The sequence below is a fragment of the Actinotalea caeni genome (assembly GCF_009733795.1).
GTDB classification, from domain to species: Bacteria; Actinomycetota; Actinomycetes; order Actinomycetales; family Beutenbergiaceae; genus Pseudactinotalea; species Pseudactinotalea caeni.
On record NZ_WNXX01000022.1, the window covers coordinates 1 to 23,563 of the forward strand.

Consider the following 23,563-nt stretch of genomic DNA (forward strand, 5'->3'; position numbering starts at 1 on the left):
CCTCCCGGCCGGCCGCCGAGCCCGAGCCCGCCCCGCAGCCCGCGCCGCCCGCCCAGCAGCCGGCACCCGCTCCGGAGCCCCGGCCCGCGCCCGTCGCGAGCACGCCGGCCACCCCCGCGGCGGCGACGTCGAACTCCTCCGCGGTGCTCGCCAAGCCCCCGGTGCGCAAGCTCGCCAAGGACCTCGGGGTCGACCTCGACCGGCTCAAGGGCACCGGCCCCGGCGGCATCATCACCCGCGAGGACGTGCAGGCGGCCGTGGAGTCCGCGCAGCCGGAGCGGCTGGTCGTCTACCCCGGCGACGACCGCCCCTGGCTCGACGGCGGCACCGTCTCCGCCGATGGCCGCACCACCCGGGTGCCGGTGCGCAGCGTGCGCCGACGCACCGCCGAGGCGATGGTCGCGAGCGCCTTCACCGCGCCGCACGTCACCGTCATCACGGCGACCGACGTCACCAAGACGATGAAGCTCATCAAGAAGCTGCGCACCGACCGGGAGTTCGCCGACGTCAAGGTGACGCCCACGCTGATCGTGGCCAAGGCGCTGATCCTCGCGATCCGGCGCCACCCCGAGATCAGCGCGGCCTGGGACGACGACACGCAGGAGATCGTCTACAAGCACTACATCAACCTCGGCATCGCGGCCGCGACGCCGCGAGGTCTGGTCGTGCCGAACATCAAGGACGCGCACCGGCTGGGGCTGCACGACCTCGCGGTGCAGCTCAACGAGCTCACGGCGCGTGCCCGCGAGGGCAAGACGCAGCCCTCGGAGATGACCGGCGGCACCGTGACGATCACGAACATCGGCACGTTCGGCATCGACACCGGCACGCCGATCCTCAACCCGGGGGAGTCGGCGATCCTCGCCGTCGGGGCGATCACCAAGCGGCCGTGGGTGCACAAGGGCAAGGTCCGCGCCCGCTGGGTGACCCGGCTGGCGCTCAGCTTCGACCACCGGCTGGTCGACGGCGAGCTCGGCTCCCGGGTGCTGCAGGACGTCGCGGCGACGCTCAACGACCCGGCGCGCGGGCTCGTCTGGGGCTGAGCGCCGCTCAGCCGTGCTCCGGCAGGTGGGTGGGCCGGTACGGCTGGAGCGTGATCGCGTTGAACGCCTTGGCGTGCCCGTCGCCGATCGAGAGCAGCGCCCTGCGCAGCGTCCGGGGCAGCCGGGGCACCAGCGCGCTCAGCCGTGCACGCGTCGCGACCTGGCGCTCGGTGCGGGGCACGAGCGTCGTGGTCGCGCCCTGACCGGCGCGCCAGGAGGCCTCGACCATCGGGCGGATCCGCCGCTCGTAGGCGCCGAACGCGACCGTGTGGTCGCCGCCGGCGGCCGCGAGCTCGCCCGCGAGCACGTAGGCGCTCACGACCGCGAGGGTCGTGCCGCCGCCGACGGCGGCACCCGGTGAGAAGCCGGCGTCGCCGACGAGCGTGACCCGGCCGCGGCTCCAGGTCGGCATCCGCACCTGGCTGATCGAGTCGAGGTAGAGGTCCTCGACGTCGTCGAGGTGCTCGAGCAGTCGCGGCACCTCCCACCCGGCGCCGGCCAGCGCCGTGCGCAGGAACGCCTCTGGGCGTCGACGTCGCGGTGGTCGAGTCGGCCACCTCCTCGCGGTGGACGACGACGACGGCCCGGCCCTCGTCGCTCTCGCGCACGGGGTAGCAGGCGATCCCGGGGGCCGTGTGGACGCGGGCGGTCCCGGGCTCGGTCATCTCGGCCGGGACGCCGAGCACCGCGACGTAGCCGTGGAGGAAGTGCAGCGGCTGCTCGCCCAACACCAGGCGCCGCACGCCCGACCGGAGCCCGTCGGCCCCGACCACCAGGTCGAAGCGATGGCGGTCGCCGCCGGCGAAGGTCACGTCGACGCCGGTCGCGTCCTCCGCGAGCGCGGCGATGCTGTCGCCGAAGCGGTACTCCACCCCGGCGGTGCGCTCGTGCAGGATCCGGGTGAGATGGCCGCGGAGCACCTCGACACTGCGGTCGGCGAGCTTCTCGGCGTCGATGCGGATCGTGCGCCGGGCCGGCTCCTCGAGGCGTACGTCGACATGTCGATGGAGCACCGCGCGGTCACGCGGCTCGTCGTCAGCGACCCGGCGACCCTCGGCTACCTCGACCTCGCGGCCCGCGTGGTCGAGTGGCGCCGGCGCGTCATCGCACTGCTGGTCGGCGCCGACGCCGACCTCGCCGCGCAGGTCCGTGCCGTGGTCGCGATCGGCGGTCTCGCCGACTGCACGGTGATGTTCCCCGACGTCGCCGACGCCGACCTCAAGGTCGCCGCCGTCGACGCCGCGCTCGCGACGCTGCACGGCTGAGCGGCCCCGACCCCGGCCGGGCCGCCGGCCGCTCGGGCGGAGCCGTGCGCTACCAGTTCTGCCCGGAGCCGTTGCCGCCGCCGGAGGCCTGCTCCTCCGCGTCGGCCGACTGCTGGGCCTCCTCGTTGCGGGACTGCAGCTCCTCCTGCTGCGGGTCGAGCGACTCGGTCGGCGACTCGCTCTCGCCGCCGCTGCTGTCATCGCTCGGGGACTCGCTCTCGCCCCCGTCGCCGCTGCTCTCGCCGTCGGTCGGGGACTCGCTCTCGCCGGAGGACTCGCCGTCGGTCGGCTCCTCGCTCTCGCCCTCGCCGCCGTCCTCGCCCTGCTGCTCCTGCTCCTGCTGCTGCTGCTCCTGCTCGGCCTGCTCCTGGCTCTCCTGCTGGCGCTCCTCGGCCTCCTGGGCCTCCTCGCCGCCGTTGCCGCCGCTCTCGCCGCAGTTGGCGAGCATGGTCTGGGCCTGCTGGTAGTAGTCGGCGGCCATCGCAGGGTCGCCGGCGGCGCGGGACTCGTCGCCCAGCCCCTCCAGCGCGAGCGAGTAGTTGGTCCGCACGTCGCACTCGTCCTTGCCGGGCGGCTCGCCCTGCGGCGACCTCGGCACGAGGTCGAGCGCGACCTCGAGCTGCTGGGTGGCCTGGAAGAACTGGCCGCTCGCGTAGATCGCGGTGCCCTGGTTGAAGTGCGCCTTCCAGGGCTCGACGACGTTGAACACCTCGAGCGCCTCGAACCGCTCGGCGGCGGTGTTGTGGTTCGCGTGCTCGTACGCCGAGGACCCCGCCATGTTGAGCGCGACGGCCGAGAGCAGCTTGAGCGCCGCCAGGAAGGCGATCAGCATCAGCGGCGCGGACCACAGCAGCAGCCGGCGGCGACGTGCCGCGAGCTCCTCGGCGAAGCGTGCGTCGCGGATCTCCTCGGTGGTCCTGAACTCACCCGGGGGTGGGAGGACGTCCAGCGTCATCGGCTTCCCCTTCCGGCCAAGGCCTCAGCGCGCTGCGTGTCACGCTGCTGCACCGCGACGCCGGCGCCGCCGCGGCGGCGCTTGGGCACCTCGCGCGAGAGGTCCCACGCCTCCCACGCGAGCAGCATCGCGAGCAGCACGGCCGCGGGCCAGTACACGTCGGTGTAGGTCGTGAGGTCGCGCCGGCCGTCCTCGGCGAGCGCCTGCAGGTCGATGTCGTCGACCAGCGAGGTGACCTCGCTGGGCGCGATGCGGTGGGTGTACTGCACGCCCATCTGGTCGGCGATCGTGCGCAGCGTCGTCTCGTCGATCCGGGAGATCGCGTCGGCACCGGTGTCGTCGGTGATGTACGGCGCGTCGGTGCCGTAGCCGGTGCTGCTGGTGCCGTCGTAGCTGCGCATCCGGCCGCCCTCGGCGGTGCCGTAGCCGAGGACCGCGCCGCCGTCGACCAACGGGGCGAGGTCGGCGAAGGACTCGAAGCCGTCCGAGGCGTCGGAGCCGGAGCCGTTGGTGTTCTCGCCGTCGGAGAAGAAGAACACGAGCCGCACGTTGGAGGGGTTGCGCTCGGCCGCGGCCGTGAGGGTCTCGCGCAGCTGGTCCAGCGGCCGGTCCACCGAGGAGCCGGCGGAGTAGGCGGTGATCTCCTGACGCAGCGTGTCCGCCCAGGACCGCACCGCGCGCGCGTCGGTGGTCAGCGGCAGCTGTCGTGTCGCCTGGGAGTCGAACGAGATGATCGCGTAGCGCGAGCCCGGCAGCGCCTGCGTGAGCGCGACCATGTCGTGGGAGACCCCGTGCAGCCGTGGCTCGCTGCCGTTGTAGTCCTCGGCCGCCATCGAGCCAGTGCGGTCGACGACGAAGTACAGCTCGGCGTTGGAGACCAGCCCGTCCTGCTCGGTGCTCGGGATCGCGGGGCAGAGCCCGATGACGGCGACGCACGCCACCATCGCGGTGCGGCGCGCCCAGTCGAGGCGGCGCTCGCCGTGGGAGGTGCGCAGCCGCCACGCGCACAGCGCGAGCAGCGGCACCAGCACGGCCGCCAGGGCCCACACGGGCCACAGCATGCGGAGCGTCATCGGGGCACCTCGCCGTCGGTCGGGGGTGCGGTGGTGCGGCAGGTCATGTGCGCAACCTCCACACCGCCACGAGGTAGGTCGCGAGCGCGACCACCAGCCAGGCGAAGTAGCGCTCCGGGCGGTCGGTGATGACGACGTCGACGTCGGCGTCCAGGTCGACGGCCTGCTGGGCGGTGATCTGGTCGACGACCTGCGAGACCAGGTCCGGGTCCTCGGCGTTGAAGAACAGCCCGTCGTGGGACTCGACGACGTCGCGGTACTCCTTCTCCTCGGCGGCCGAGGAGGACGTCACCGCGCCCGCGTAGATGCCGAACAGGTCGATGCCGCGGTCGGCGACGAGCTGGCCGGCCTCGGGCAGCGAGTACACGGGGTTGCCGAGCACCTGGTTGTCGGTCGCGAGGATGATCGAGCGGGACCGCTCGCTGTCCTGCTCGTCGAACATCAGGGCGCACGTCGCGAGGCCGTCGCCGACGAGCGAGGACTCGTTGTCGCCCATCCCGGTGGTGCCGGTCAGGTAGTCGAGCAGCCGGTCGTAGTGGCCGGGGTCGAAGGACCAGTCGCTGAGCGAGTCGACGTCGAAGTCGAGCACGTCGGCGGCGTAGCGCAGCTCCTCCTCGACCAGCTGGTAGTCGTCGGTGAGCGGGAACACGGTCCGCGACGTCGAGTTCCAGATCGACAGCGCGATCCGCTCGCCCTGGAAGGACGGCAGCAGCTCGAGGAAGCGGTCGACCACCTCGGTGTCGAACTCCAGCATCGAGCCGGACACGTCGAGGCAGAGCACGATGTCGCGGGTCGCGAGCTCCTCGCTGCGGACCTGGCGCTCCACCGGGCGGGAGGCGAGGAACCCGGTCGCGACCGTGGTGCCGAGCAGGATCACCCCGACGACGGCGAGCAGCAGCCGGTAGCGCGACAGCCGCGTGCGGAACGAGGGCAGCGTCGGCAGGTAGGAGGCGTTCGCCACCCAGGTGACGTCCTGGGGCCGGGTGCGCGGGCGGCGGGCGAACCACCCGATCACACCGAGCACGAGGACCACGGCGAGGACCACCCACAGCGCCCACCCGTGCATGTAGTGGTTCACCACTGCTCGACCACCGCCCGGGCGTTGGTCGTGGCGGCCAGCGCCTCGGCGTCGGAGTCGATCGCGAACGCCGGCTCCTCGTAGTCGCTGAGCAGCGCGGTGAGGCGGTCGGTGCCCTCGAGCCGGGCGAGCTCACCGACCGTCAGCGAGCTGGTGTCCATGCGGAGCCGGCCGTTGGCGAACTCGCGCATGATGTGGTTGAGGTCCAGGTGCAGCGTGCGCAGGTCGGAGACGCCCTCGCGGTAGCGCTCCTCGGCGCGGGCGATGTCGGCGAGGGTCGCGGCGCGCAGGTCGGCGAACCGATCGCGGCGGCCGCCCTTCTCCTCGTACGGGCGCTTGCGGGTGTACCAGAGCACCCACCACAGCCAGGCCGCGATCGCGACGAGCAGGCCGACGCCCACGATCGGCACCCACACCGAGTAGGCGGCCGGCGGCACCGGGTCGTGGACCTCGACGGCCCACACCGGGAGGGTCGGCAGGTCAGCGGTGGACACGCTTCTGCCTCCTCAGGATGTCGATCATCGCGTCGATGAGCTGGTCCTCGCTGTCGGCGGTGACGGCCTCGACGCCGCGCCGGCGCAGCAGCGCGGCGGCGTCGCCCCGGCGGCGCAGCGCGTACTCGGTGGCCTCCTCGACGAGGTCCTTGCGCGAGCGCAGGAACTCGGGGATGTCCAACGGGGTGTCGACGTCGTCGATCACCTCGTTCGGATCGTCGGTCGGCAGCCGGTCGCCGATCTGCACGACCATGACCTCGTGCCGGGTGCGCAGCCGCTTGAGCGCCATCTCGTGGACGGGCTCGGGCCGTGCCTCGTCGGTGATGACGACGACGAGCGAGCGGCGCGTGAACCAGGTGAGGATGCGGTCGAACACCCGGTTGAGGTCGCTGCGCGGCGCCTCGAGGTCGAACATCGCCTCGGCGCGGCGCAGCAGCATCTCCATGTGGGAGCTGCCGCCGCGGGCGGGGATCTGCACGATCCGCTCGTCGTCGCCGGCGACGAGCGCGACGGTGTCGCCGCGGTTGCGCGCGAGGTAGCAGATCACCTCGGCCGCGAACAGCGCGAGGTCGGACTTCCTGCTGCCGTCGGGCGCCGTCGCCGCCATGTTCCGACCGGTGTCGACGGCGAGCACCATCGCGAGGTTGGAGTCGCGCACGAACCGGCGGATCACCGGGTGCCCGGTGGAGGCGGTCGCCTTCCAGTCGATGTCGGAGACGTCGTCACCGATCTGGTAGAGCGCCATCTCGTCGAAGTCCTGGCCGTGGCCGGAGTAGATCGAGCGGTGCCGACCTTCCAGGAGGCCCGAGGCGCGCCGGACCGTCGGCAGGTCCAGGCGTGCCCGGACCTTGGCCAGACGAGAGGTCGATGCCACGGGTGTGCGGCCTCCTGCGGGAGTCGGGTCGGTCAGGGGCTCGGGACCGCCGCGAACACGGCGTCGACGAGCGCCTCGGGCGCGACGTTGTTGGCGAGGGCGTCGTAGGTGCGCACGATGCGGTGGCGCAGCACCGAGTGCCGCAGCGCCTTGACGTCGTCGGGTACGACGTAGGAGCGGCCCGACTGCACCGCCAGCGCCTGCGCGATCCGCATCAGCGCGATGCCGCCACGCGGCGAGGCACCGACGCGCACGTGCTGGCTGAGGTTCGGCAGCGGGCGCGGACCGCCGCCGCGGGTCGTGTTGATGATCGCGACGATGTACTGCTTGATCGAGGTGTCGACGTAGACCTTCTGGACCAGCTGCTGCAGGAACTCGACGTCGGCGATCGAGATCGGCTCGGCCGTCAGCGGCGCGGTCATCGACCCGTTGTTGATCCGCTCGAGGATGTCCACCTCCTCGTCCGGGGCGGGGTAGGTGAGCACCTCCTTCATGAGGAACCGGTCCATCTGGGCCTCGGGCAGCACGTAGGTGCCCTCCTCCTCGATGGGGTTCTGGGTCGCGAGCACCATGAACGGCCGCGGCAGCGGGTACATCTCGCCGCCGATGGAGGTCTGCTTCTCCTGCATCGCCTCGAGCATCGCCGACTGCGTCTTGGCGCTGGACCGGTTGATCTCGTCGAGCAGCACGAGGTTCGCGTGCACCGGGCCGAGCTGGGTGGTGAACTCACCCGTGGCCTGGTTGTAGATCTGCGTGCCGACGATGTCGTTCGGCATCAGGTCCGGGGTGCACTGAATGCGGTGGAACGAGCCGCCGATCGCCGAGGCGAGGGTCTGCGCCGCGGTCGTCTTGGCGAGGCCGGGCACCGACTCCAGCAGCACGTGGCCGCCCGCGAGCAGCGAGCTGACGAGCGCGGTCCGCAGGGCCTGCTGACCGACGATGCGCTGGTCGAAGACGCGGGCGATCTGGGAGAGCAGCTCGGTGGCGCGCCGGGAGTCGTCGTAGGAGATCGGCGAGGTCTGCGGCGCCAGGCTCGAGGTGGTCGTGGACATGGGCTCCCACTCGATTGCTGGATGTCGGTGCGGATGCGGGGCACGTCGAACTCGGCGTGCGCCAGGCTTCGAGACCCCGCGATTATGCCTCACCAACCTCCGCGTCCCGCCGGTCGCGGCGGGGCAGCGGTGCCCATGGCGGGATCCACTCACCCCATGAGCGGCGGCGCTACCCGGTGAGCGGCGGCGCGCCCGGGCTCCTGTGGACGCCACTGTGCCGGGCACCCTTTGGGGGAGGTTGCCCGGCACAGCCACAGAGTCGGCCTGTGAGCCGCCCTGTGCTTGACGCCGCCGCCTGGCCAGCGGCGTCGGGCCCGCGGCGATCAGGAGCATCGCCGGGACGAGGAGGAGCGCCATCGTGGTCCCGCCCTCGGGGAGGGCCGGAGCCGATGGTGGCGCCGTCGTGGTGGGGCTCGGGTCGGTCTCGCGGTCGTCGGTGAGCGTGTTGGTCAGCGTCACCTCGACCGTGGTGCCGTCGCCGATGGTGACCGTGCTCTTGCTGAAGCTCGGCTCCGACCAGGTGGCGTCGTCCACGGCGGCGGGCGCCTGCTCGGTCAGCATCACGACGGCCCCGTAGGGCAGCGGCGGGCTCGTCGCCGTCTCGCCGTCGACGACGGTCAGGTCACCCTCGCCGCCCTCGAAGCCGATGCCGGCGGGATAGGAGTAGCGGACCGTGAGCTCGGTGTCCTCGGGCAGGAGCGATGCGCCCGTGCCGTCGAGGACCTTCGTCACCGAGAACGCGCCGACATCGAGCGTGATCAGACTCGTCAGGGTGATCGCGACATCCTCATCCCGGCCCACCGTGAAGGTGTTGCCCGGCTCGAAGACCGGCTGTGCCCAGGTGCCGCCCTCGATCTCTACCGGGGCCTCGCTGAGTGTCACCTCGGCGCCCGCCGGAGCGGTCACGACGGTGGGGTCTCCACCGGCGACGACCTCGACGGTGTCGGAGCCGGCCTCGATGCCCAGCCCCGCTCGCACTCGCCTCCGGGGTGTCGGGCCAGGTCGCGGTGACCGTGAAGGTCGTGCTCTCCGGGAGGCTCACACCATCGGGGTTGGTCAGGTCCTTCTGCGCCTGCAGCGCTTGCGTGGACAGGTTGCCGGTGTTGGTCAGAACGTAGCCGAGCGCACGGTCGGCATGGGGGCGGTGAACATGTAGGAGCCGTCCCCGTTCGCCTCGATGGGCTCCCCGTCCGGACCGGTGAGCGTCGCCGACTGGGTGACGGTCTCCGGCCAGGCGTCGACCTCGGACAGCGTGACGGTCGAGCCCTCGAAGATGTCGGGGCTGCTGTACGTCCAGCCGTTGGCGGCACTGAGTGTGATCTTCTGCCTATCGAGAACTGTCGAAATGTCATGTGATCTAGCCCACGACAATCCTTGAGGGGCGATCTCTCGGCGGCTGCGTGGCCACCGCGGGACGTCATGGGCTGGGGGGAGTGGTTGCTCCCAGCGCATGACCTCGCGCCCAAGATCGCGGGGCGGTGGTGGGGTGAGGGCAGGGCGAACGCAGGATGAAGCGGGTACGTAAACGCCCACGCCGCGGGCCTGGTGACGACGCGCGCCATTAGAACTGTTCGCCGTGGGCACCCGTGGTTGGGGTGTGTGTCGGGGAAGTGCCCGGGGGACACCTGTCGAACCGTCGTGAAGTGCGCGCGCAAGTCGAAGCTCATCGAGGGAGAGCAGTGTGCTGAACAGGTCGCGCCAGGGGAACGGTCGGGTCGCGGGCCCGCCGGTCGCGGACCCGAGGAACATCCACAGTGGTCGTGCGCCGTCCGGTCGCGGCAGCCTGATGCGGGTCGCGACCCTGATGGTCGTCACGCTCGTCGCGGCGCTGTTCGGCGGGGTGTCCGGCCCGCAGCCCGCGGGCGCGACGGTCAACCCCGATCAGACGCTGTCGGTCGGCGGCAACACGTTCTTCGCCTACGTCGGAGCGGGCGAGGCGCTCGACGTGTCGTTCGTCAAGAGCCGCAACCACCAGACCTCCGGCGGGTCGAACGTGCGGTTCACGGTTGCCGATGCGGCGGGCGCCGAGCTGTGGCAGTGCGAGATCCCTGCGGGCGCCGGCAGCGGCACAGCCTGCGAGGAGACCGGCCTGACCGGCGCGCCGGGCGTCTGGACGATCGTCGAGACCCCGCTGACCAACGTCGAGGAGGGGGCCTACCTCAGCCCGGCCTCGAACAGTCGCTTCGACTGGCAGATCGATGTCGTCGATGCGGGCACAGCGCTGCCGGGCCGGGTCTGGGTCGACACCTATCTCGCCTACGACCTGCAGGGCCCGCAGCCCCCTTACGACCTGACGTTCTGGGCCGTCTCTCAGTACGGCGCCCAGTACGAGATCTCGGCCAACGGCTTCGTCGGCGGCGGCTGGGGGCTGCGGGTCGACCCGTTCGGCGTCGTGGACCCGGGCACCTGCGACAGCCTCTACCGCTCGACGGCGATGAGCTCGAACTCCTCCGCCTACCCGGCGGCCGGTGACGCGTGCGGCGACCGGTACCGGATGTTCTTCGAGCCACCGGCTGCCGATCTGCCGGGCTCCGCACCCTCCGCCGACGGCGAGATGTGGATCGTCCCGGACGTGGTGACGCCCGAGATCGAGGGGCTGACCTTCACCGCAGCCGGTGGCGCGAGCCGCGAGGGCACCTTCAGCTACGACCTCGCCGGGTTCACCGGCAGCTACGAGCTGCGGATCGACGTCGATGGGGATGGCGACTTCGACGGCGAGCGGGATCGCATCGTGCCGCTCAGCGGTGCCTCCGGCGCGCAGTCCTACGCCTGGGACGGCTTGGACGGGACGGGTGCGGCGGTCGACGTCTGCGAGGACGTCGCCGTGGAGGTCGCGATCGACCGCACCGATGAGGTGCACTTCGTGCTCGGCGACGTCGAGGGACTCGCCGGCGGCCTGCAGATCACTCAGCTCGTGGGCAACTCGCCCGGCACCGCGACGCTGTACTGGGACGACACCCAGGTGCCGACGGCGGGCAAGACGAGCACCACACCGCAGACCGACGGCACGGCCGGTGTGGACAGCACAGGCGGCGTGCACGGGTGGGCCTCGACCGGCGGCAACCCGTGGGGCAACCAGGTCGCGATCGACAACTGGACGTTCAGCCCGGTCGACGTCGCCCAGCAGCTCGCGCTGCCCGGCTCCTGCCTGCAGATCGAGAAGACCTCGGACGCGACCGGGCAGACCCGCGTCGGCGACACCGTCACCTACACCGTGACGGCGACCAACACGGGCGAGAACGACTTCACCGCCGACGAGCCGGCCGTGGTCTTCGACGACCTGAGCGGTGTGCTCGACGACGGCACCTACAACGACGACGCCACCGCGGACGTCGGGGACGACCCGAGCTTCGTGGAGCCGTCCTTCCTGCGCTGGCAGGGTCCGCTCGGAGCCGGTGAGTCGGTCGAGATCAGCTACACCGTCACGCTGACCGCGGGTGGCGACGGCGTGGCCCGCAACGTCGCGTGGGCACCGCTGGATCCGCCGCCGCCGGGCACGCCCCCGACCGATGTGCCCGAGTGCGACCCCGCCGACGCGGACGGTCGTGACCCGGTGACCGGTGAGGCGTGCGCCAGCACGCTGCTCGAGCTGCCGCGGCTGAGCATCGACAAGATCTCCGACGTCACCGAGCTGCCCGGCGACGGCGGCGTCGTCACCTACACCGTGACGATCGCCAACGCCGGTCCCGGCGCCACCACCGTGGGGGACGACCCGGTCGTCGACGACCTGTCCGGCGTGCTCGACGACGGCGCGGTGGTCGAGGGGTCGCTCACGGCGACGACCGGTACGGCCGTTCTCGACGCCGCAGCGGAGCAGATCGCCTGGACGGGCGCGCTCGCGGCCGGTGAGACCGCCGAGATCACCTACCAGGTCGCCTATGACGCGAGCACCGGTGACCACGAGCTGGTCAACGTCGCCTGCCTGCCGGCGAGCCTCGCGCTCGACCCGGGGGCGCTGTGCAGCGACGTCGTGGTGCCCGGCGCCGCGCTGCAGCAGTCCAAGAGCTCCGACCCGTCCTCCGGGACCTCGGTGACCGCGGGCGACGTCGTCACCTACACGCTGCACTTCGACAACAGCGGGCTGGTGGACGCGGTCGTGGACACCGGCGACGACCTGTCCGGCGTGCTCGACGACGCCGACCTGGTCGACGGCTCGCTCGTCGTGGACGCGCCGCTGGAGGCGACGCTGCAGGGCGAGGAGCTCCTCGTCACGGGCACCGTGCCGGCCGGCGAGAGCCTGACCGTCACCTACCAGGTGCAGGTCCGCGACTACGACGAGCAGGGCGACCACGTGCTCGGCAACGTCCTCGACTGCCCCGACGGCGCCGAGGACTGCGCCACCACGCACCCGATCCGGGAGCTCGTGCTCGACAAGGAGTCCAGCCCGTCGGCGGGCGTGGACGTCGGCGACACGGTGACCTACACGATCACCGTGACCAACATCGGCGCGGGCGACTACGACGGCGACACCCCGGCGTCGATCACCGACGACCTGTCGGGCGTGCTGGACGACGCCACCTACAACGGCGACGTCGCGATCACGACCTCGGCCGGCTCGGTGGCCGAGGACCCGGTGGTCGACGGCGACGAGCTCACCTGGTCCGGACCGCTGCTGGCAGGCGAGGTCGCGACCATCACATACTCGGTCACGGTGACGAGCGCCGGCGACAACCTGCTGGACAACGTCGTGTGCGAGACGGGCAGCGACGACACCGCGGACTGTGCCGCCGCGACCGTCCCGCTGCCGGACATCGGCTACGACAAGTCGTCCGACCCGGAGCCGGGCTCGGGGGTCGTCGCCGGTGACGCGATCACCTACACGCTCACGTTCACCAACACCGGGCTGGCCCCGGGGTCGGTCAACTCCACCGACGACCTCACCGAGGTGCTGGACGACGCGACGGTCACCGATGGTCCGTCGTCGGACACCGAGGGCGTGGAGGCCGAGGTGCGGGACGAGCAGATCCGGATCGTGGGCGTGCTGGAGCCCGGCCGGACGGCGGTGATCACCTACGAGGTGACGGTCGGCCCGGACGGCGCGCGCGGCGACAACGTGCTGACCAACGTGCTGGTGCCGGACGCGCCGGTCGACGGGCCGCCGCCGGTGGAGCACCCGGTCGGCGAGCTGCAGGTCGCGAAGCACGTCGATCCGGCGTCGGGCACCACGGTGCAGGCCGGTGCCGAGCTGACCTACACCCTGCTGTTCACCAACGTGGGACAGGCGCCGGTCGGCGTCGCGCACGACGACGTCCTCCTCGACGTGCTCGACGACGCCGAGATCGTCTCGGCACCGCAGCCCTCCGACCCGGCACTGGGGGTCACGGACGTCGTCGACGGCCGGATCACGATCACCGGCTCGCTCGAGCCCGGTCAGCAGGTCGAGGTCGGCTACGTCGTCCGCGTGCTGCCGGACGGGCAGCGCGGCGACGACCGGCTCGGCAACCACGTGGTCCCCAGCGGTGAGGAGCCGCCGGAGACGTGCGACCCGCAGCCGGACGAGTTGCCGACCTGCACCGTCAACCACGTCTCGGCGATCGACGTCGTCAAGTCGGCCGATCCCGAGTCGGGGACCGAGGTGGAGCCCGGCCAGCGCGTCACCTACACGCTGACCTTCACCAACGTCTCGGCCGACGAGTCCTCGGCGCCTGCCACGGTCGAGGTCACCGACCACCTGGCGGACGTGCTCGATGACGCCGAGCTGACCGACGGCCCCGCATCCTCGGCCGCGGGCCTGACGGCTCGGCTGACCGGTGATGAGATCCGGATCGTCGGCGAGCTCGCACCGGGTGAGCGAGCGGAGATCACCTACACCGTGCGCGTGCTCGACGACGCCGAGCAGGGCGACCGCCACCTCGGCAACGTCGTCGCGATCACCGGTGAGGAGCCGATCTGCGTGCCCGACAGCCCGCTGTGCACCTCGCACGACGTCTCACCCCCGGCACCGGGCCTGCCGGACACGGGCGTACGTCCCGAGGTCGCCGTCGCGCTGGCGCTTGCGCTCCTGGTGCTCGTGAGCGGCGCGGTGCTCGTGGCCGTCTCACGACGACGGGGTCGCGGGTCCGCCTGACCCCTCGACCTGCCGCTCGTCCCCCAGCGGGCGGCGGGGCCTCGGGCCAGGGGCTCGTCCGATCCGTCGGATGCGGCCCCTGGTCCGAGGGCACGTCGGCGGTCCGCCGAGCGTCGGTGCGTCCCGGTCCGCCGGATGCGGGAGACTTGACGAGGAGCGACGAGCCTCGTGATCGCCCGGCGGGGCCGGGCGTCGCCGCGGTGAGCTCGTGCCACCCGAGCGCACGAAGGGAGCGACGTGACGTGGGGCTGCACAGGGGGCGTGTGCCATCGTCGGACCGCCTCGTGCCCCTGCCCACCGACGGCGCCTCGGAGCCGTTGCGAGTGCGTGTCCCGTCCGGGTCGCTGCCGCTGCTGCACCGGCCGCGTCTGCTCCGGCGCGTGTCGAGCGCGCTCGCGAACGGAGGCCTGGTGGTCAGCGGCCTGTACGGGTCGGGGAAGGAGACGCTGCTGCTGAGCTGGCAGCAGCACACGGGGGTCCCGGTCGTCTGGATGGAGGGCTGGTCGCTCACCGAGGCCTCCGGGTGGCCCGAGCTCCAGGAACGGCTCGAGGGCGGCTCCGGGCCCGTCGTCGCCGCCGTCCGCGTCTCGGACCGCGAGTCGGCCGACCTGGAGCGCGAGCTCGCCGAGCTGCGGCGTCGACAGCGACGGCTCCGGCTGGTCCACGTCGTCGGGCTGCGCGCCTCCCTCGGCCGGACGATCGACCGTGCCGCGCGTATCACCGCCCGAGATCTCGTGTTCACGCGCGAGGAGATCGCGGCGCTCGCCCGGCTGGCCGAGGCACCGCTCACCGACGCCGATGCCGACGCCGTGCTCGCCGACACCGGTGGCTACCCGCTCGGGGTCTCGGCCGTGATCGGTCTGGCGAGTGAACGCGGCCGCTACGACGGCGACGTGTTGCGGGCATCGACCGACGCGCTCGCGACCGCCGCCGCGGCGGCGGTCGCCGAGGGCAGCATCCCGGCACAGGCGTGGCGGCGGATGCTCCTGACGACGCTGCTGGAGGCGCCGTCTCTCGCCCAGCTCGGTCTGATCTGGGACCCCGAGAGCCCCGCGGCGGTGGCGCGGGTCCTGGAGTCGGCGGGACTCGCCACACTCCTCGACGGCCCGGCCGGCGAGGCGCGGCTACGGCTCATCCCCAGTCTCCGCACCGGTCTGCGGCGCCGGCTCGCGGTCGAGATGCCCGCCCGGCAGCTCCGGACGGCGGTCGTCGACCTGGTGCGGCGGCTCGCCACCCAGGGCGAGCTCGCCGAGGCTCTCGCGGTGGAGGCCGAGCACGACATCGGAAGCGACCTGCTCGAGGTCCTCGCGCCGCACTGGAACGATCTCGCCAGACTGCCCGCCGAGGTCGTCACGGCCACCCTCCGGCCCGTTCTCCGGCAGGCGGCTCCCGAGCTGGTCACCGCCTATGTGCGAGCGACGATCGACGTGACCCACACCGGCCACAGCGCAAGCGTGCCCGAGGTCGACCGGCGTCGCAGCCGGGCGTTGCTCGAGGCGACCGATCCCGATGCCGAGCCGGCCGCGCTCAGGCTCACGCTGCTCGCGGCCCTGGCGCGCATGGCGGGCGACCATCGCAGCGCCGATGCCTGGCACGCACGCGCGCACGATCGCCTGCCCGCGACCCCGATCCCGGACGTCCTGGCGACGGTCCGGATGCAGACGGCGCTCACGGCGCTGGGCGAGGGCGATCTCGCGCGTGCCGGCGACATGGTCGCGCAGGCCCAGGAGGCACTGGGCGCCGAGGGCGACCCGGCGACCACGGTGCTCGCCGCCGAGCTGGACATCCTCCTGCAGGGCTATCTCGGGCAGCGGCACGCGGCGACGAGCCCGCACCACCCGCCGGCGCCGGGAACCCCGGCCGCGGCCGTGCGCGACCTCGGCGAGGCCGCCAGGCTCATCGCCCAGCTCGAGGTGGCGGGCGCATGGCAGGCGCTCGCTCGGCTGCCGGTCGCCACGGGCAACGAGGATCCTGCGGCGCTGCTCGCCCTGCGTGCGCAGGCCGAGGCCATGGCTCACCTCCTCTCGGGCACCGCGACCGCCGGGCTGGGCTCCCTCGATGTCATCGACGCGCTGCTGGACGGCCGTCCGCTCTCCCCCTTCGAGGCCACGCTTCTGCGCAACACCCGTGCCGAGATGCTCGTCGCGGTCGGTGAGGCGGAGGCGGCACTGACCGTCCTGGAGGAGGGTGGTCCTGCGGCGGGTCTGGTGTCCGTGCTCGTGAGGTGCGTGGTGCTGCTGGCGCTCGGGCGGGCCGAGGCGGCCGCGGAGCTGGTCGAGCCGATGCTGCCCTCGTCGTCGACGTGGGCGTCGAACTATCCGACGTGGATGCTTGTCGTCTCAGCCCTGGTCTTCGACGAGCTGGGCGACGACGACCGCGCCGACCTGCTGCTCGGCCGGGGCGTGGCGATCGCCTCGCGCTCCGGTGCGATGCTGCCCTTCGCCCGGCAGGGAGCCCAGCGGATGACGCAGCTGATCGAGCGCGCCCGCCAACTGCGGCTCGACCCCCCGTCGCGTGCCCTGCTCGACCGGCTCGAGGAGGCCAGGGAGCGCATGCGGCTGTCGTCCCTGCAGGCGCGGCTCTCGGATCGCGAGCTGGTGGTGCTGCGAGGACTTCAGGAGACCGACACGACGCGCACGCTCGCGGCCATGCTGCACGTCTCGCCGAACACGGTGAAGAGCCAGCTGCAGAGCATCTACCGCAAGCTGGGTGCCAGCACCCGCCAGGAAGCGCTGCGCGCGGCGACGATGCTCGGTCTGATCGATGAGTCAGCGCCGTCGGTGGAACTCTGAGCGGAGGTGACCGCCCTGCGTACCGATGGTCCACGCCGGGCTACCCTGCCCCGGTGAGCAGTGCCGAGCCCGTCGGCGCGCCTGCGGGCGGCGCGACGACCGTGTGGCCGTGGGCCGTCGCAGCGGTGCCCGCGGCCCTGCTCGCGACCCTGGTGGGGCTCGCGCTCACGGGGGCGAGCGCGCCCACCCTCGTCGGGGACCCGGGCGCGCTGGTGCGGTGGGGCGAGCCGCTCGTGGGTGTGCTCATCCAGCTCGCTCAGGCCGCGACGCTGGGCGGCCTCGTGATGCTCGCCTTCGTGCTGCCCGACGGCGCCGCGCGCCGGACGACGACGGGCCTCGTCGCGGTCGCGGGGCCGGTGTGGGCGCTGCTGTCGGTGCTCGACCTCGTGCTCGGCTACGCGCTGGTGGCCGGCCGTCCGATCGGCGGGGCCGGTTTCGGCAACGAGCTCGGCTACTACCTCGGCGAGATCTCCAGCGGCCGCGCACAGCTGGTGAGCGCGGTGCTGGCGGCGCTGGTCGCGCTGGCGTGCGTCGCCGTCGCCGGGCACCGCTCCGCGCTCGCCGCGCTCGTGCTGGGGGTGGCGGCCCTGGTGCCGGACGCCGCGGGTGGCCACGCCGCCGGCAGCAGCAACCACGAGCTCGGGATGAACGGCGTCTTCGGCCACGTGCTCGGCTCCGCCGTCTGGACCGGCGGCCTCGCGGTGCTCGCGCTGACCGCCCGACGGCTCGGCGCGACGGCGGCCGACGTCGCGCAGCGGTTCTCCGCGGTCGCGGTGTGGTGCTTCGCCCTCGTCGTCGTCTCCGGCACCGCCAGCGCGTGGATCCGGGTCGGGTCGCCGGTCGCGCTCGGCACCCGCTACGGCTGGGTGCTGCTGGGCAAGATCGCGCTGCTCGCGACCCTCGGCGCCGCGGGCTGGTGGCACCGCACCCGCACGATCGCAGCGATGCGCCGGGGTCGCGACGGACTGTTCTGGCGCCTGATCGCCGTCGAGGTCGCCCTCGTCGGGCTGGCCAGCGGGCTCGGCGTCGCGCTCGCGGGCAGCGCGCCGCCGGTGCTGCAGGAGCCGGTCGGCCGGCTCACCCCCACCGAGCTCGTCTCGGACCGCCCGCCGCCGCCCACGCCGACGCCCGAGGCGATCCTCACCGCGTTCTACCCGGACCTGTTCTTCGGTTTCGTGGTCGTCGCGATGCTGGTCGTCTACCTGGGCTGGGTGCTGCGGCTGCGGCGCCGGGGCGACCGGTGGCCGCTGGGGCGCACGCTGTCCTGGGTGGCGGGCACGCTGGTGCTCGGCTACCTCGTGCTCGGCGCGCCCGCCGTGTACGGGCACGTGATGCTCAGCGTGCACATGGCCGCCCACATGGCCTACGTCATGGTGGTGCCGATCCTGCTGGTGCTGGCCGCACCGGTCACGCTCGCGCTGCGCGCGCTGCCCGCCCGCACCGACGGCTCGCACGGTCCGCGCGAGTGGCTGCTCGGGATCGTCCACTCGCGGTGGGGCCGGTTCGTCGCGACGCCGGTGGTCGCGGCCGTCGTCTTCATCGCCACGATGGTCGGGTTCTACCTCTCGCCGCTGCTGCTGCTGGCCGCGACCACCCATATCGGGCACATCCTCATGGTCGTGCACTTCCTGCTCAGCGGGTACCTCTTCATCAACGGCCTCATCGGCATCGACCCCGGCCCGCAGCGCCCCGGCTACCCGATGCGGCTCCTGCTGCTGTTCGCCACGATGGCCGCGCACGCGTTCTTCGGCCTCGCCCTGATGACCATGACCGAGCTGCTGGCGGCCGACTACTACGGCGCGCTCGGCCTCCCGTGGGGCGTGGACGCGCTCGCCGACCAGCACGCCGCGGGCGAGATCGCCTGGGGCATCGGCGAGATCCCCGCCGTCGGGGTGGCGGTGCTGCTCGCGCTCGCCTGGGCGCGCGACGACGCACGGCTGGCGCGTCGCAAGGACCGGGCGGCCGACCGCGACGGCGACGTCGAGCTCGAGGAGTACAACCGCATGCTCGCCGACCTCGCGGAGCGCGAGCGCTCCTGACCCTCAGACGGATGCGCGGTGGCCGCGCGTGGGTGCGCGACGGTGGCGGCGGTCGCCGTCGTGCCCGCTGCCCGGCGAGGCGAGCGCCGCGGTCGCGGAGCGCCGGCGCATCAGCAGCGTGAGCACCTCGGGGGACAGGTCCAGCTCGTCGTCGTCGAGCGTCTCGGTCGCGGTCTCGGGCATCGTCCATCCTTCGTCGGGGCTGACGTAGGCGAAGGAGCGCCGGCCGCGGATTCTGATACCTCGCCGCCGCGACCGGGTGATAGGAACGTGCGCATGAGTGACGCGACGGGGCCCCACGAGAGCCCGACCGACCCCGACAGCACCGGCGCCGACCCGCAGACGCCGTTCCACGACCTCGACGCCTACGTCGGGCTCCCGCGGCTGGGGTCGCTGGCCCTCTCGCCCGACGGCACGCGGCTCGTCACCGGGGTCAGCACGCTCGACGCGAAGAGCACCGGCTACGTGACCGCGCTGTGGGAGATCGACCCGGCCGGTACCCGGCCCGCCCGCCGGCTGACGCGTGGCGCCAAGGGCGAGAGCCAGGCCGGGTTCACCGCCTCCGGCGACCTCCTCTTCGTCGCGCGCCGTCCGCACGGCAAGGTCGGCGAGGACGAGGCCAAGCCCGCCCTGTGGATGCTCCCCGCGAGCGGCGGCGAGGCGCGGCTGCTCGCGGAGCGGCCAGGCGGCGTCGGCGCGGTCCGTACCGCGGCCGAGGGCACCACCGTGCTCGTCTCCGCGGCGACGATGCCGAGCGCGACGGACACCGAGAGCGAGAAGCGGCTGCGCGACCTGCGCTCCGACACCAAGGTCTCGGCGATCCTGCACGCCGGCTACCCGATCCGCTACTGGGACCACGACCTCGGCCCGGACGCACCGCGGCTGTTCGCCGGCACCCTGACCCCGGCCGTGGCCGCGGCCGACGACGTGCGCCCCGCCGAGGACGACGGCCCGCTCGAGCTGCGCGACCTCACCCCGGACGTCGGTGCCGGGCTTGTCGAGTCCAGCCAGGACCTCAGCCGCGACGGCACGACCGTCGTGACCACCCTGTCGGTGCCGGTGGCCCGTGGCGGCGTCCGCAGCGTGATCGAGCGCATCGACGTGGCGACCGGCACCCGGACCCGGATCGTCGACGACCCCGCGGCCGACCTCTTCCAGCCCCGCCTGAGCCCCGACGGCACGCAGGTCGCGTACGTGCGGGAGAGCCACTCGACGCCGCAGGAGGCGCCGACCGTGACGCTGTGGCTCGCCGGGGTCGACGGCAGCCAGCCGCGCCGACTCGCCGCCGGCTGGGACCGGTGGCCGGGTGCGATCACGTGGCTGCCCGGTTCCGACGCGCTGCTCGTCGTCGCCGACGACGACGGCCGCGCCCCGGTCTTCCGCGTGCCGCTCGACGGCGGCGCCCCGCAGCGGGTGACGTCCGACGACGCGGCGTACACCGACGTCGTCGTCGCCCCGGACGGCGCGACCGCCTACGCGCTGCGCAGCTCCTATGCCTTCCCCGCCGAGCCCGTGCGGATCGACCTGGCGACCGGCCAGGTCACGGCGCTGCGCGGTCCGGCCGAGCGGCCCGCTCTCCCGGGCACGCTGCGCGAGGTCGAGGCCACCGCGGCCGACGGCACCCGCGTGCGGTCGTGGCTCGCGCTCCCGGAGGGGGCGTCCGCGGAGAGCCCGGCGCCGATGGTGCTGTGGATCCACGGCGGCCCGCTGGGGTCGTGGAACGCGTGGTCGTGGCGCTGGTGCCCGTGGCTGCTGGTGGCGCAGGGCTACGCGGTGCTGCTGCCCGACCCGGCGCTGTCGACCGGCTACGGGCAGGACTTCGTCCAGCGCGGCTGGGGCGCCTGGGGCCAGGCGCCGTTCACCGACCTGATGGCGGCGACCGACGTCGCCGAGCAGCTGCCGGAGATCGACGCGACCCGGACCGCCGCGATGGGCGGCTCCTTCGGCGGCTACATGGCGAACTGGGTGGCCGGCCACACCGACCGCTTCAAGGCGATCGTCACCCACGCCAGCCTGTGGGCGCTCGACGCCTTCGGCGGCACCACGGACGCCGCCTACTACTGGGGTCGCGAGATGTCGCCCCAGATGGCGCTGGAGAACTCGCCGCACCGGTTCGTCGGCGACATCCGCACGCCGGTGCTCGTCGTGCACGGCGACAAGGACTACCGGGTGCCGATCGGCGAGGGCCTGCGGCTCTGGTACGACCTGCTCTCCGCCTCGGGGCTGCCCATGGGCGAGGACGGCACGACCGTGCACCGGTTCCTCTACTACCCGGACGAGAACCACTGGGTGCTCACGCCGCAGCACGCCAAGGTCTGGTACCAGGTCGTGCTCGCCTTTCTCGGCGAGCACGTGCACGGCGAGCCGGCGACCTACCCGGAGTCGCTCGGCTGACCGGCGAGACCCGCCCGACGCGGTGACGCCGCCGACCTCGGCGGCGTCACCCGAACGGCGAGCCGCACTCGGCGCAGAAGCGGGCGGAGGAGGCGTTCTCCGCGGTGCACTCGCGGCAGGCCTTGGTCAGGGCGAGCGGTGAGCCGCACTCGGCGCAGAACTTCCCGCCGGTGGACTGCGCGCCGCACCCGTGGCAGCGGGGCTGCGCCTGCTGCGCCAGCGGCAGCCCGCCCACCATGTCGACGGTGTCGAGCCGCTCGCGCAGCTGCCGACGGCGGGCCTCGGCCTGCAGCTGGGCGAGCTCCTCGGTGACGACCGGCGAGCAGCGCGCGCACTGGCCCACCTCGCCGTTCCAGCACACGTCGACGCACACCCACGAGCCGCAGCCGCGGCACTGCTGGAACCGCGGCGCGATCTCGGCGACCGCCTGGCGCATCGCGCGATCCTTGCCGCTGGAGTTGGTCGACCGGTCGAGCAGGCTCTCCGCGGCGTAGCCGAGGTTGCCGAGCGACCCGCCGAGCAGCCGACCGACCCCGCGGGCGATCGTCTGCCCGGTCTGCACGACGTCGCGCTGGAACGCCGACCGGTAGCCGTTGCCGCAGCGCTCGCAGCGGAACTCGAACTGGAAGCCGTCCCGGTTGGACAGGTCGCGGATGTTGTCGGTGAAGGGGACGACCTCGGACACGCAGAGACTCTCTCTCGACACGACGGATGTGGTGCCCTGCACGCTAGCCGAGACGCCCGTCGCCACGGCGCCGCACGCGGCGGAGGTTTCCGGGCAGAGGTGCCCGCCGGTCAGGTGCCGGGCGCCCCGTCGCCTCGGTAGCCGAACGCCGCGAGGTGGTGCCAGAGGTACTTGAGGTGCTGCAGCGCGGTGACGGCGCCCTCGTCGTGCCACGTCCCGGGATCGGCCAGGATCGACACCGCAGCGCGCCCGAGCAGCGCCGGGTCGAGGACGTCGCCGCCCAGCCGCTCACAGGCCGTGCGTGCCAGGCGGACCGGCTCGGGGCCGCGGAAGGCCTCGTCGAGGGCGTCGAGGGGCAGCGCGTAGCCGTCGTGCCACCGCAGCGCGGCGCCGTACCGCTCGCACGCCGCGGCGAGGTGCCGCTCGACGGCGGTGCCCCGGTAGCTCGGGTCGGTCACGACCGCCTCGACGTCGCTCAGGTGCAGCCCGCCGTGCACCTGGGCCTCGACGTAGTGGTCCAGCCGCTCCGGGCCCGGCCGCCGCCTCCCCGCCAGCTCGGGGGCGTCGGCGGCGGCCGCGGCCGCCAGCACGGGCTCGATCCGGTCCCAGGTCCCGACGGCGGTCGGGAGCAGGACGCTGTCGCCCCAGCTGAACGTCGCGCGCGACAGCACGTGCGGGCGCAGCCGCAGGTGCGTCGAGCCGAAGCGTGGGCAGGCGCCGTCGGGGTGGGGGAGCAGGTCGAGACCGCCGTAGCGCGGACGCTCGGCGGGGCTCGCGTCGTCGTAGGCGCCGTCGAACATCGCCTGCTCCCACCGCCGGCGGGCCCCGGCGAGGACCTCGTCGAGGCCGCCAGAGGAGACCCCGGTCTCGAACTGGGTGCGGTAGACGCCGTCGTCGGCGAGGGCCTCGGCGGCCGTCCGGCCGTCACGCGCCGGGCGGTCGGGGTGGAACGTCACGGTCAGCACCGCGCGCTCGAGCACCGAGCGGTCCGGTGCGTCGGCGGGCGCCTGCCCGGCCCGGCGCTCGACCGCGGCCAGCGCGCGCTGCACCCGGCTCACAGCTCGACGTCGTTGCCGGCCAGCTCGACGACCACCCCCGCCGGCGTCACCTCGACCGAGGTGAGCTCGACCGCGGGCGGCAGCACCTCGAGGTCGACGACGGTGCTCAGCAACCCGTCGAGGTCGAGCGGCACGTCGTCGGGGTCGACGGTCGCGCCGCCGAGCACCAGCCGGTCGAGGTCCACGACGATCGCACGGGGTTCCGCCGCGAGCACCACGTAGGCCTCCAGCGGCACACCCAGGACGTTCGCGACGGCGGCGATCTCACCCTCGTGCAGCTCGAGCGTGACGCCGTCGGGCAGCCGGACCCGGCGCTCGACGGCGGCCAGCACGGTCTCGATCGGGACGGTGCCGGTCGCGTGGACCGACGCGATCGCCCGCTCGCCGCGGATCGGCACGCCGGTGGCCTCGATACGCACGTCGGCGAGCGCGACGCCGTCGACGACCGCCTCGGGAGCGGTGACCGTCACGTCGTCGAGACGGCCGGCGACGAGCTGCGGGATCGCGAAGGTGCCGCCGAGCCGCGCCTCGACACCGCTCTCGATCTCCGGGAGCTCGGCGAGCACGGCGGTCTCGATGCGGCTCTCGACCTCCGACCGCACCCAGCCGTCGGCCAGCCACGCGGCACCGGCGAGCAGACCCAGTGCCACGAGCACGGCGAGGGCCGACCTCAGGCGACGCATGCCCTCACCGT

The 23,563-nt window shown here is 73.2% G+C and carries 17 protein-coding genes and 1 pseudogene; 6 read left to right on the forward strand and 12 right to left on the reverse strand.

What is annotated here, in order from left to right; translation table 11 throughout:
• The coding region (locus GPA02_RS15545; RefSeq protein WP_156201326.1) for a dihydrolipoamide acetyltransferase family protein at positions 1–1,043 on the forward strand (1,043 nt) is incomplete at its 5' end.
• Positions 1,044–1,050: 7 nt separating this feature from the next.
• Here GPA02_RS15545 and GPA02_RS15550 read toward each other — a convergent pair.
• Positions 1,051–1,524 carry a Rossmann-fold NAD(P)-binding domain-containing protein gene (locus GPA02_RS15550; RefSeq protein WP_156201328.1) on the reverse strand — a complete coding sequence of 158 codons (474 nt, stop codon included), beginning with the start codon at positions 1,522–1,524 and terminating at the stop codon, positions 1,051–1,053.
• A gap of 304 nt (positions 1,525–1,828) precedes the next feature.
• Between GPA02_RS15550 and GPA02_RS19355 the strand changes: the two genes are divergently transcribed.
• Positions 1,829–2,308 carry a hypothetical protein gene (locus GPA02_RS19355; protein WP_240134085.1) on the forward strand — a complete coding sequence of 160 codons (480 nt, stop codon included), beginning with the start codon at positions 1,829–1,831 and terminating at the stop codon, positions 2,306–2,308.
• Positions 2,309–2,357: 49 nt separating this feature from the next.
• On the opposite strand, the gene GPA02_RS19360 is transcribed toward GPA02_RS19355, so the two are convergent.
• The 7 genes and pseudogenes from GPA02_RS19360 to GPA02_RS19475 all read right to left on the reverse strand — a co-directional run.
• The gene (locus GPA02_RS19360; RefSeq protein WP_156201332.1) at positions 2,358–3,263 is read right to left on the reverse strand and encodes a hypothetical protein; all 906 of its coding nucleotides are present in this window, start codon (positions 3,261–3,263) and stop codon (positions 2,358–2,360) included.
• Positions 3,260–4,336, reverse strand: coding sequence for a vWA domain-containing protein (locus GPA02_RS15565; RefSeq protein ID WP_156201334.1), 1,077 nt, complete (start codon positions 4,334–4,336; stop codon positions 3,260–3,262). The genes GPA02_RS19360 and GPA02_RS15565 overlap by 4 nt, the downstream gene beginning before the upstream one ends.
• Before the next feature lie 43 nt (positions 4,337–4,379).
• The gene (locus GPA02_RS15570; protein WP_204986646.1) at positions 4,380–5,417 is read right to left on the reverse strand and encodes a vWA domain-containing protein; all 1,038 of its coding nucleotides are present in this window, start codon (positions 5,415–5,417) and stop codon (positions 4,380–4,382) included.
• Positions 5,411–5,908: a DUF4381 family protein gene (locus GPA02_RS15575; RefSeq protein WP_156201338.1), complete on the reverse strand. Its 498-nt coding sequence runs from the start codon at positions 5,906–5,908 to the stop codon at positions 5,411–5,413. Before GPA02_RS15575 ends, GPA02_RS15570 begins: the two co-directional genes overlap by 7 nt.
• Positions 5,895–6,782 (reverse strand): DUF58 domain-containing protein, encoded by an 888-nt coding sequence (locus tag GPA02_RS15580; RefSeq protein WP_156201340.1) that lies wholly within the window; start codon positions 6,780–6,782, stop codon positions 5,895–5,897. Before GPA02_RS15580 ends, GPA02_RS15575 begins: the two co-directional genes overlap by 14 nt.
• Positions 6,783–6,814: 32 nt before the next feature.
• Positions 6,815–7,834 carry an AAA family ATPase gene (locus tag GPA02_RS15585; protein ID WP_156201398.1) on the reverse strand — a complete coding sequence of 340 codons (1,020 nt, stop codon included), beginning with the start codon at positions 7,832–7,834 and terminating at the stop codon, positions 6,815–6,817.
• A 447-nt stretch (positions 7,835–8,281) separates the two neighbouring features.
• A pseudogene (locus GPA02_RS19475) lies at positions 8,282–8,812 on the reverse strand (DUF5979 domain-containing protein); the annotation flags it as partial.
• Positions 8,813–9,620: 808 nt separating this feature from the next.
• Between GPA02_RS19475 and GPA02_RS15590 the strand changes: the two are divergent.
• The 3 genes from GPA02_RS15590 (at position 9,621) to GPA02_RS15600 (ending at position 18,732) form a co-directional block, all read left to right on the forward strand.
• On the forward strand, positions 9,621–13,901 hold the full coding sequence (locus GPA02_RS15590; protein ID WP_156201342.1) for a DUF7927 domain-containing protein: 4,281 nt from the start codon (positions 9,621–9,623) through the stop codon (positions 13,899–13,901).
• A 284-nt stretch (positions 13,902–14,185) separates the two neighbouring features.
• Positions 14,186–16,693 carry a LuxR family transcriptional regulator gene (locus GPA02_RS15595; protein ID WP_156201344.1) on the forward strand — a complete coding sequence of 836 codons (2,508 nt, stop codon included), beginning with the start codon at positions 14,186–14,188 and terminating at the stop codon, positions 16,691–16,693.
• Positions 16,694–16,746: 53 nt separating this feature from the next.
• Positions 16,747–18,732 carry a bifunctional copper resistance protein CopD/cytochrome c oxidase assembly protein gene (locus GPA02_RS15600; protein WP_240134086.1) on the forward strand — a complete coding sequence of 662 codons (1,986 nt, stop codon included), beginning with the start codon at positions 16,747–16,749 and terminating at the stop codon, positions 18,730–18,732.
• A gap of 3 nt (positions 18,733–18,735) precedes the next feature.
• On the opposite strand, the gene GPA02_RS15605 is transcribed toward GPA02_RS15600, so the two are convergent.
• Positions 18,736–18,915 carry a hypothetical protein gene (locus GPA02_RS15605; protein WP_156201348.1) on the reverse strand — a complete coding sequence of 60 codons (180 nt, stop codon included), beginning with the start codon at positions 18,913–18,915 and terminating at the stop codon, positions 18,736–18,738.
• Positions 18,916–19,008: 93 nt separating this feature from the next.
• Here GPA02_RS15605 and GPA02_RS15610 point away from each other — a divergent pair, with 93 nt between their 5' ends.
• Complete coding sequence (locus GPA02_RS15610) at positions 19,009–21,126, forward strand: S9 family peptidase (RefSeq protein WP_156201350.1); 2,118 nt, start codon at positions 19,009–19,011, stop codon at positions 21,124–21,126.
• Positions 21,127–21,172: 46 nt separating this feature from the next.
• Here GPA02_RS15610 and GPA02_RS15615 read toward each other — a convergent pair whose 3' ends face one another.
• The 3 genes from GPA02_RS15615 to GPA02_RS15625 all read right to left on the reverse strand — a co-directional run bounded on the left by GPA02_RS15615 (position 21,173) and on the right by GPA02_RS15625 (position 23,552).
• Positions 21,173–21,811 carry a zinc ribbon domain-containing protein gene (locus GPA02_RS15615; protein WP_156201352.1) on the reverse strand — a complete coding sequence of 213 codons (639 nt, stop codon included), beginning with the start codon at positions 21,809–21,811 and terminating at the stop codon, positions 21,173–21,175.
• Positions 21,812–21,921: 110 nt separating this feature from the next.
• Complete coding sequence (locus tag GPA02_RS15620) at positions 21,922–22,869, reverse strand: DUF3626 domain-containing protein (protein ID WP_240134087.1); 948 nt, start codon at positions 22,867–22,869, stop codon at positions 21,922–21,924.
• Positions 22,866–23,552, reverse strand: a complete 687-nt coding sequence (locus GPA02_RS15625; protein ID WP_156201354.1) for an LmeA family phospholipid-binding protein — start codon at positions 23,550–23,552, stop codon at positions 22,866–22,868. The genes GPA02_RS15620 and GPA02_RS15625 overlap by 4 nt, the downstream gene beginning before the upstream one ends.
• Positions 23,553–23,563: the final 11 nt, after the last annotated feature.

Coding starts and splice junctions, on each gene's coding strand:
- GPA02_RS15605 (WP_156201348.1), bottom strand. CDS start 18,915: ATGCCCGAGACCGCGACCGAGACGCTCGACGACGACGAGCTGGACCTG.
- GPA02_RS15590 (WP_156201342.1), top strand. CDS start 9,621: ATGCGGGTCGCGACCCTGATGGTCGTCACGCTCGTCGCGGCGCTGTTC.
- GPA02_RS19355 (WP_240134085.1), top strand. CDS start 1,829: ATGGCGGTCGCCGCCGGCGAAGGTCACGTCGACGCCGGTCGCGTCCTC.
- GPA02_RS15610 (WP_156201350.1), top strand. CDS start 19,009: ATGAGTGACGCGACGGGGCCCCACGAGAGCCCGACCGACCCCGACAGC.
- GPA02_RS19360 (WP_156201332.1), bottom strand. CDS start 3,263: ATGACGCTGGACGTCCTCCCACCCCCGGGTGAGTTCAGGACCACCGAG.
- GPA02_RS15565 (WP_156201334.1), bottom strand. CDS start 4,336: ATGACGCTCCGCATGCTGTGGCCCGTGTGGGCCCTGGCGGCCGTGCTG.
- GPA02_RS15625 (WP_156201354.1), bottom strand. CDS start 23,552: ATGCGTCGCCTGAGGTCGGCCCTCGCCGTGCTCGTGGCACTGGGTCTG.
- GPA02_RS15585 (WP_156201398.1), bottom strand. CDS start 7,834: ATGTCCACGACCACCTCGAGCCTGGCGCCGCAGACCTCGCCGATCTCC.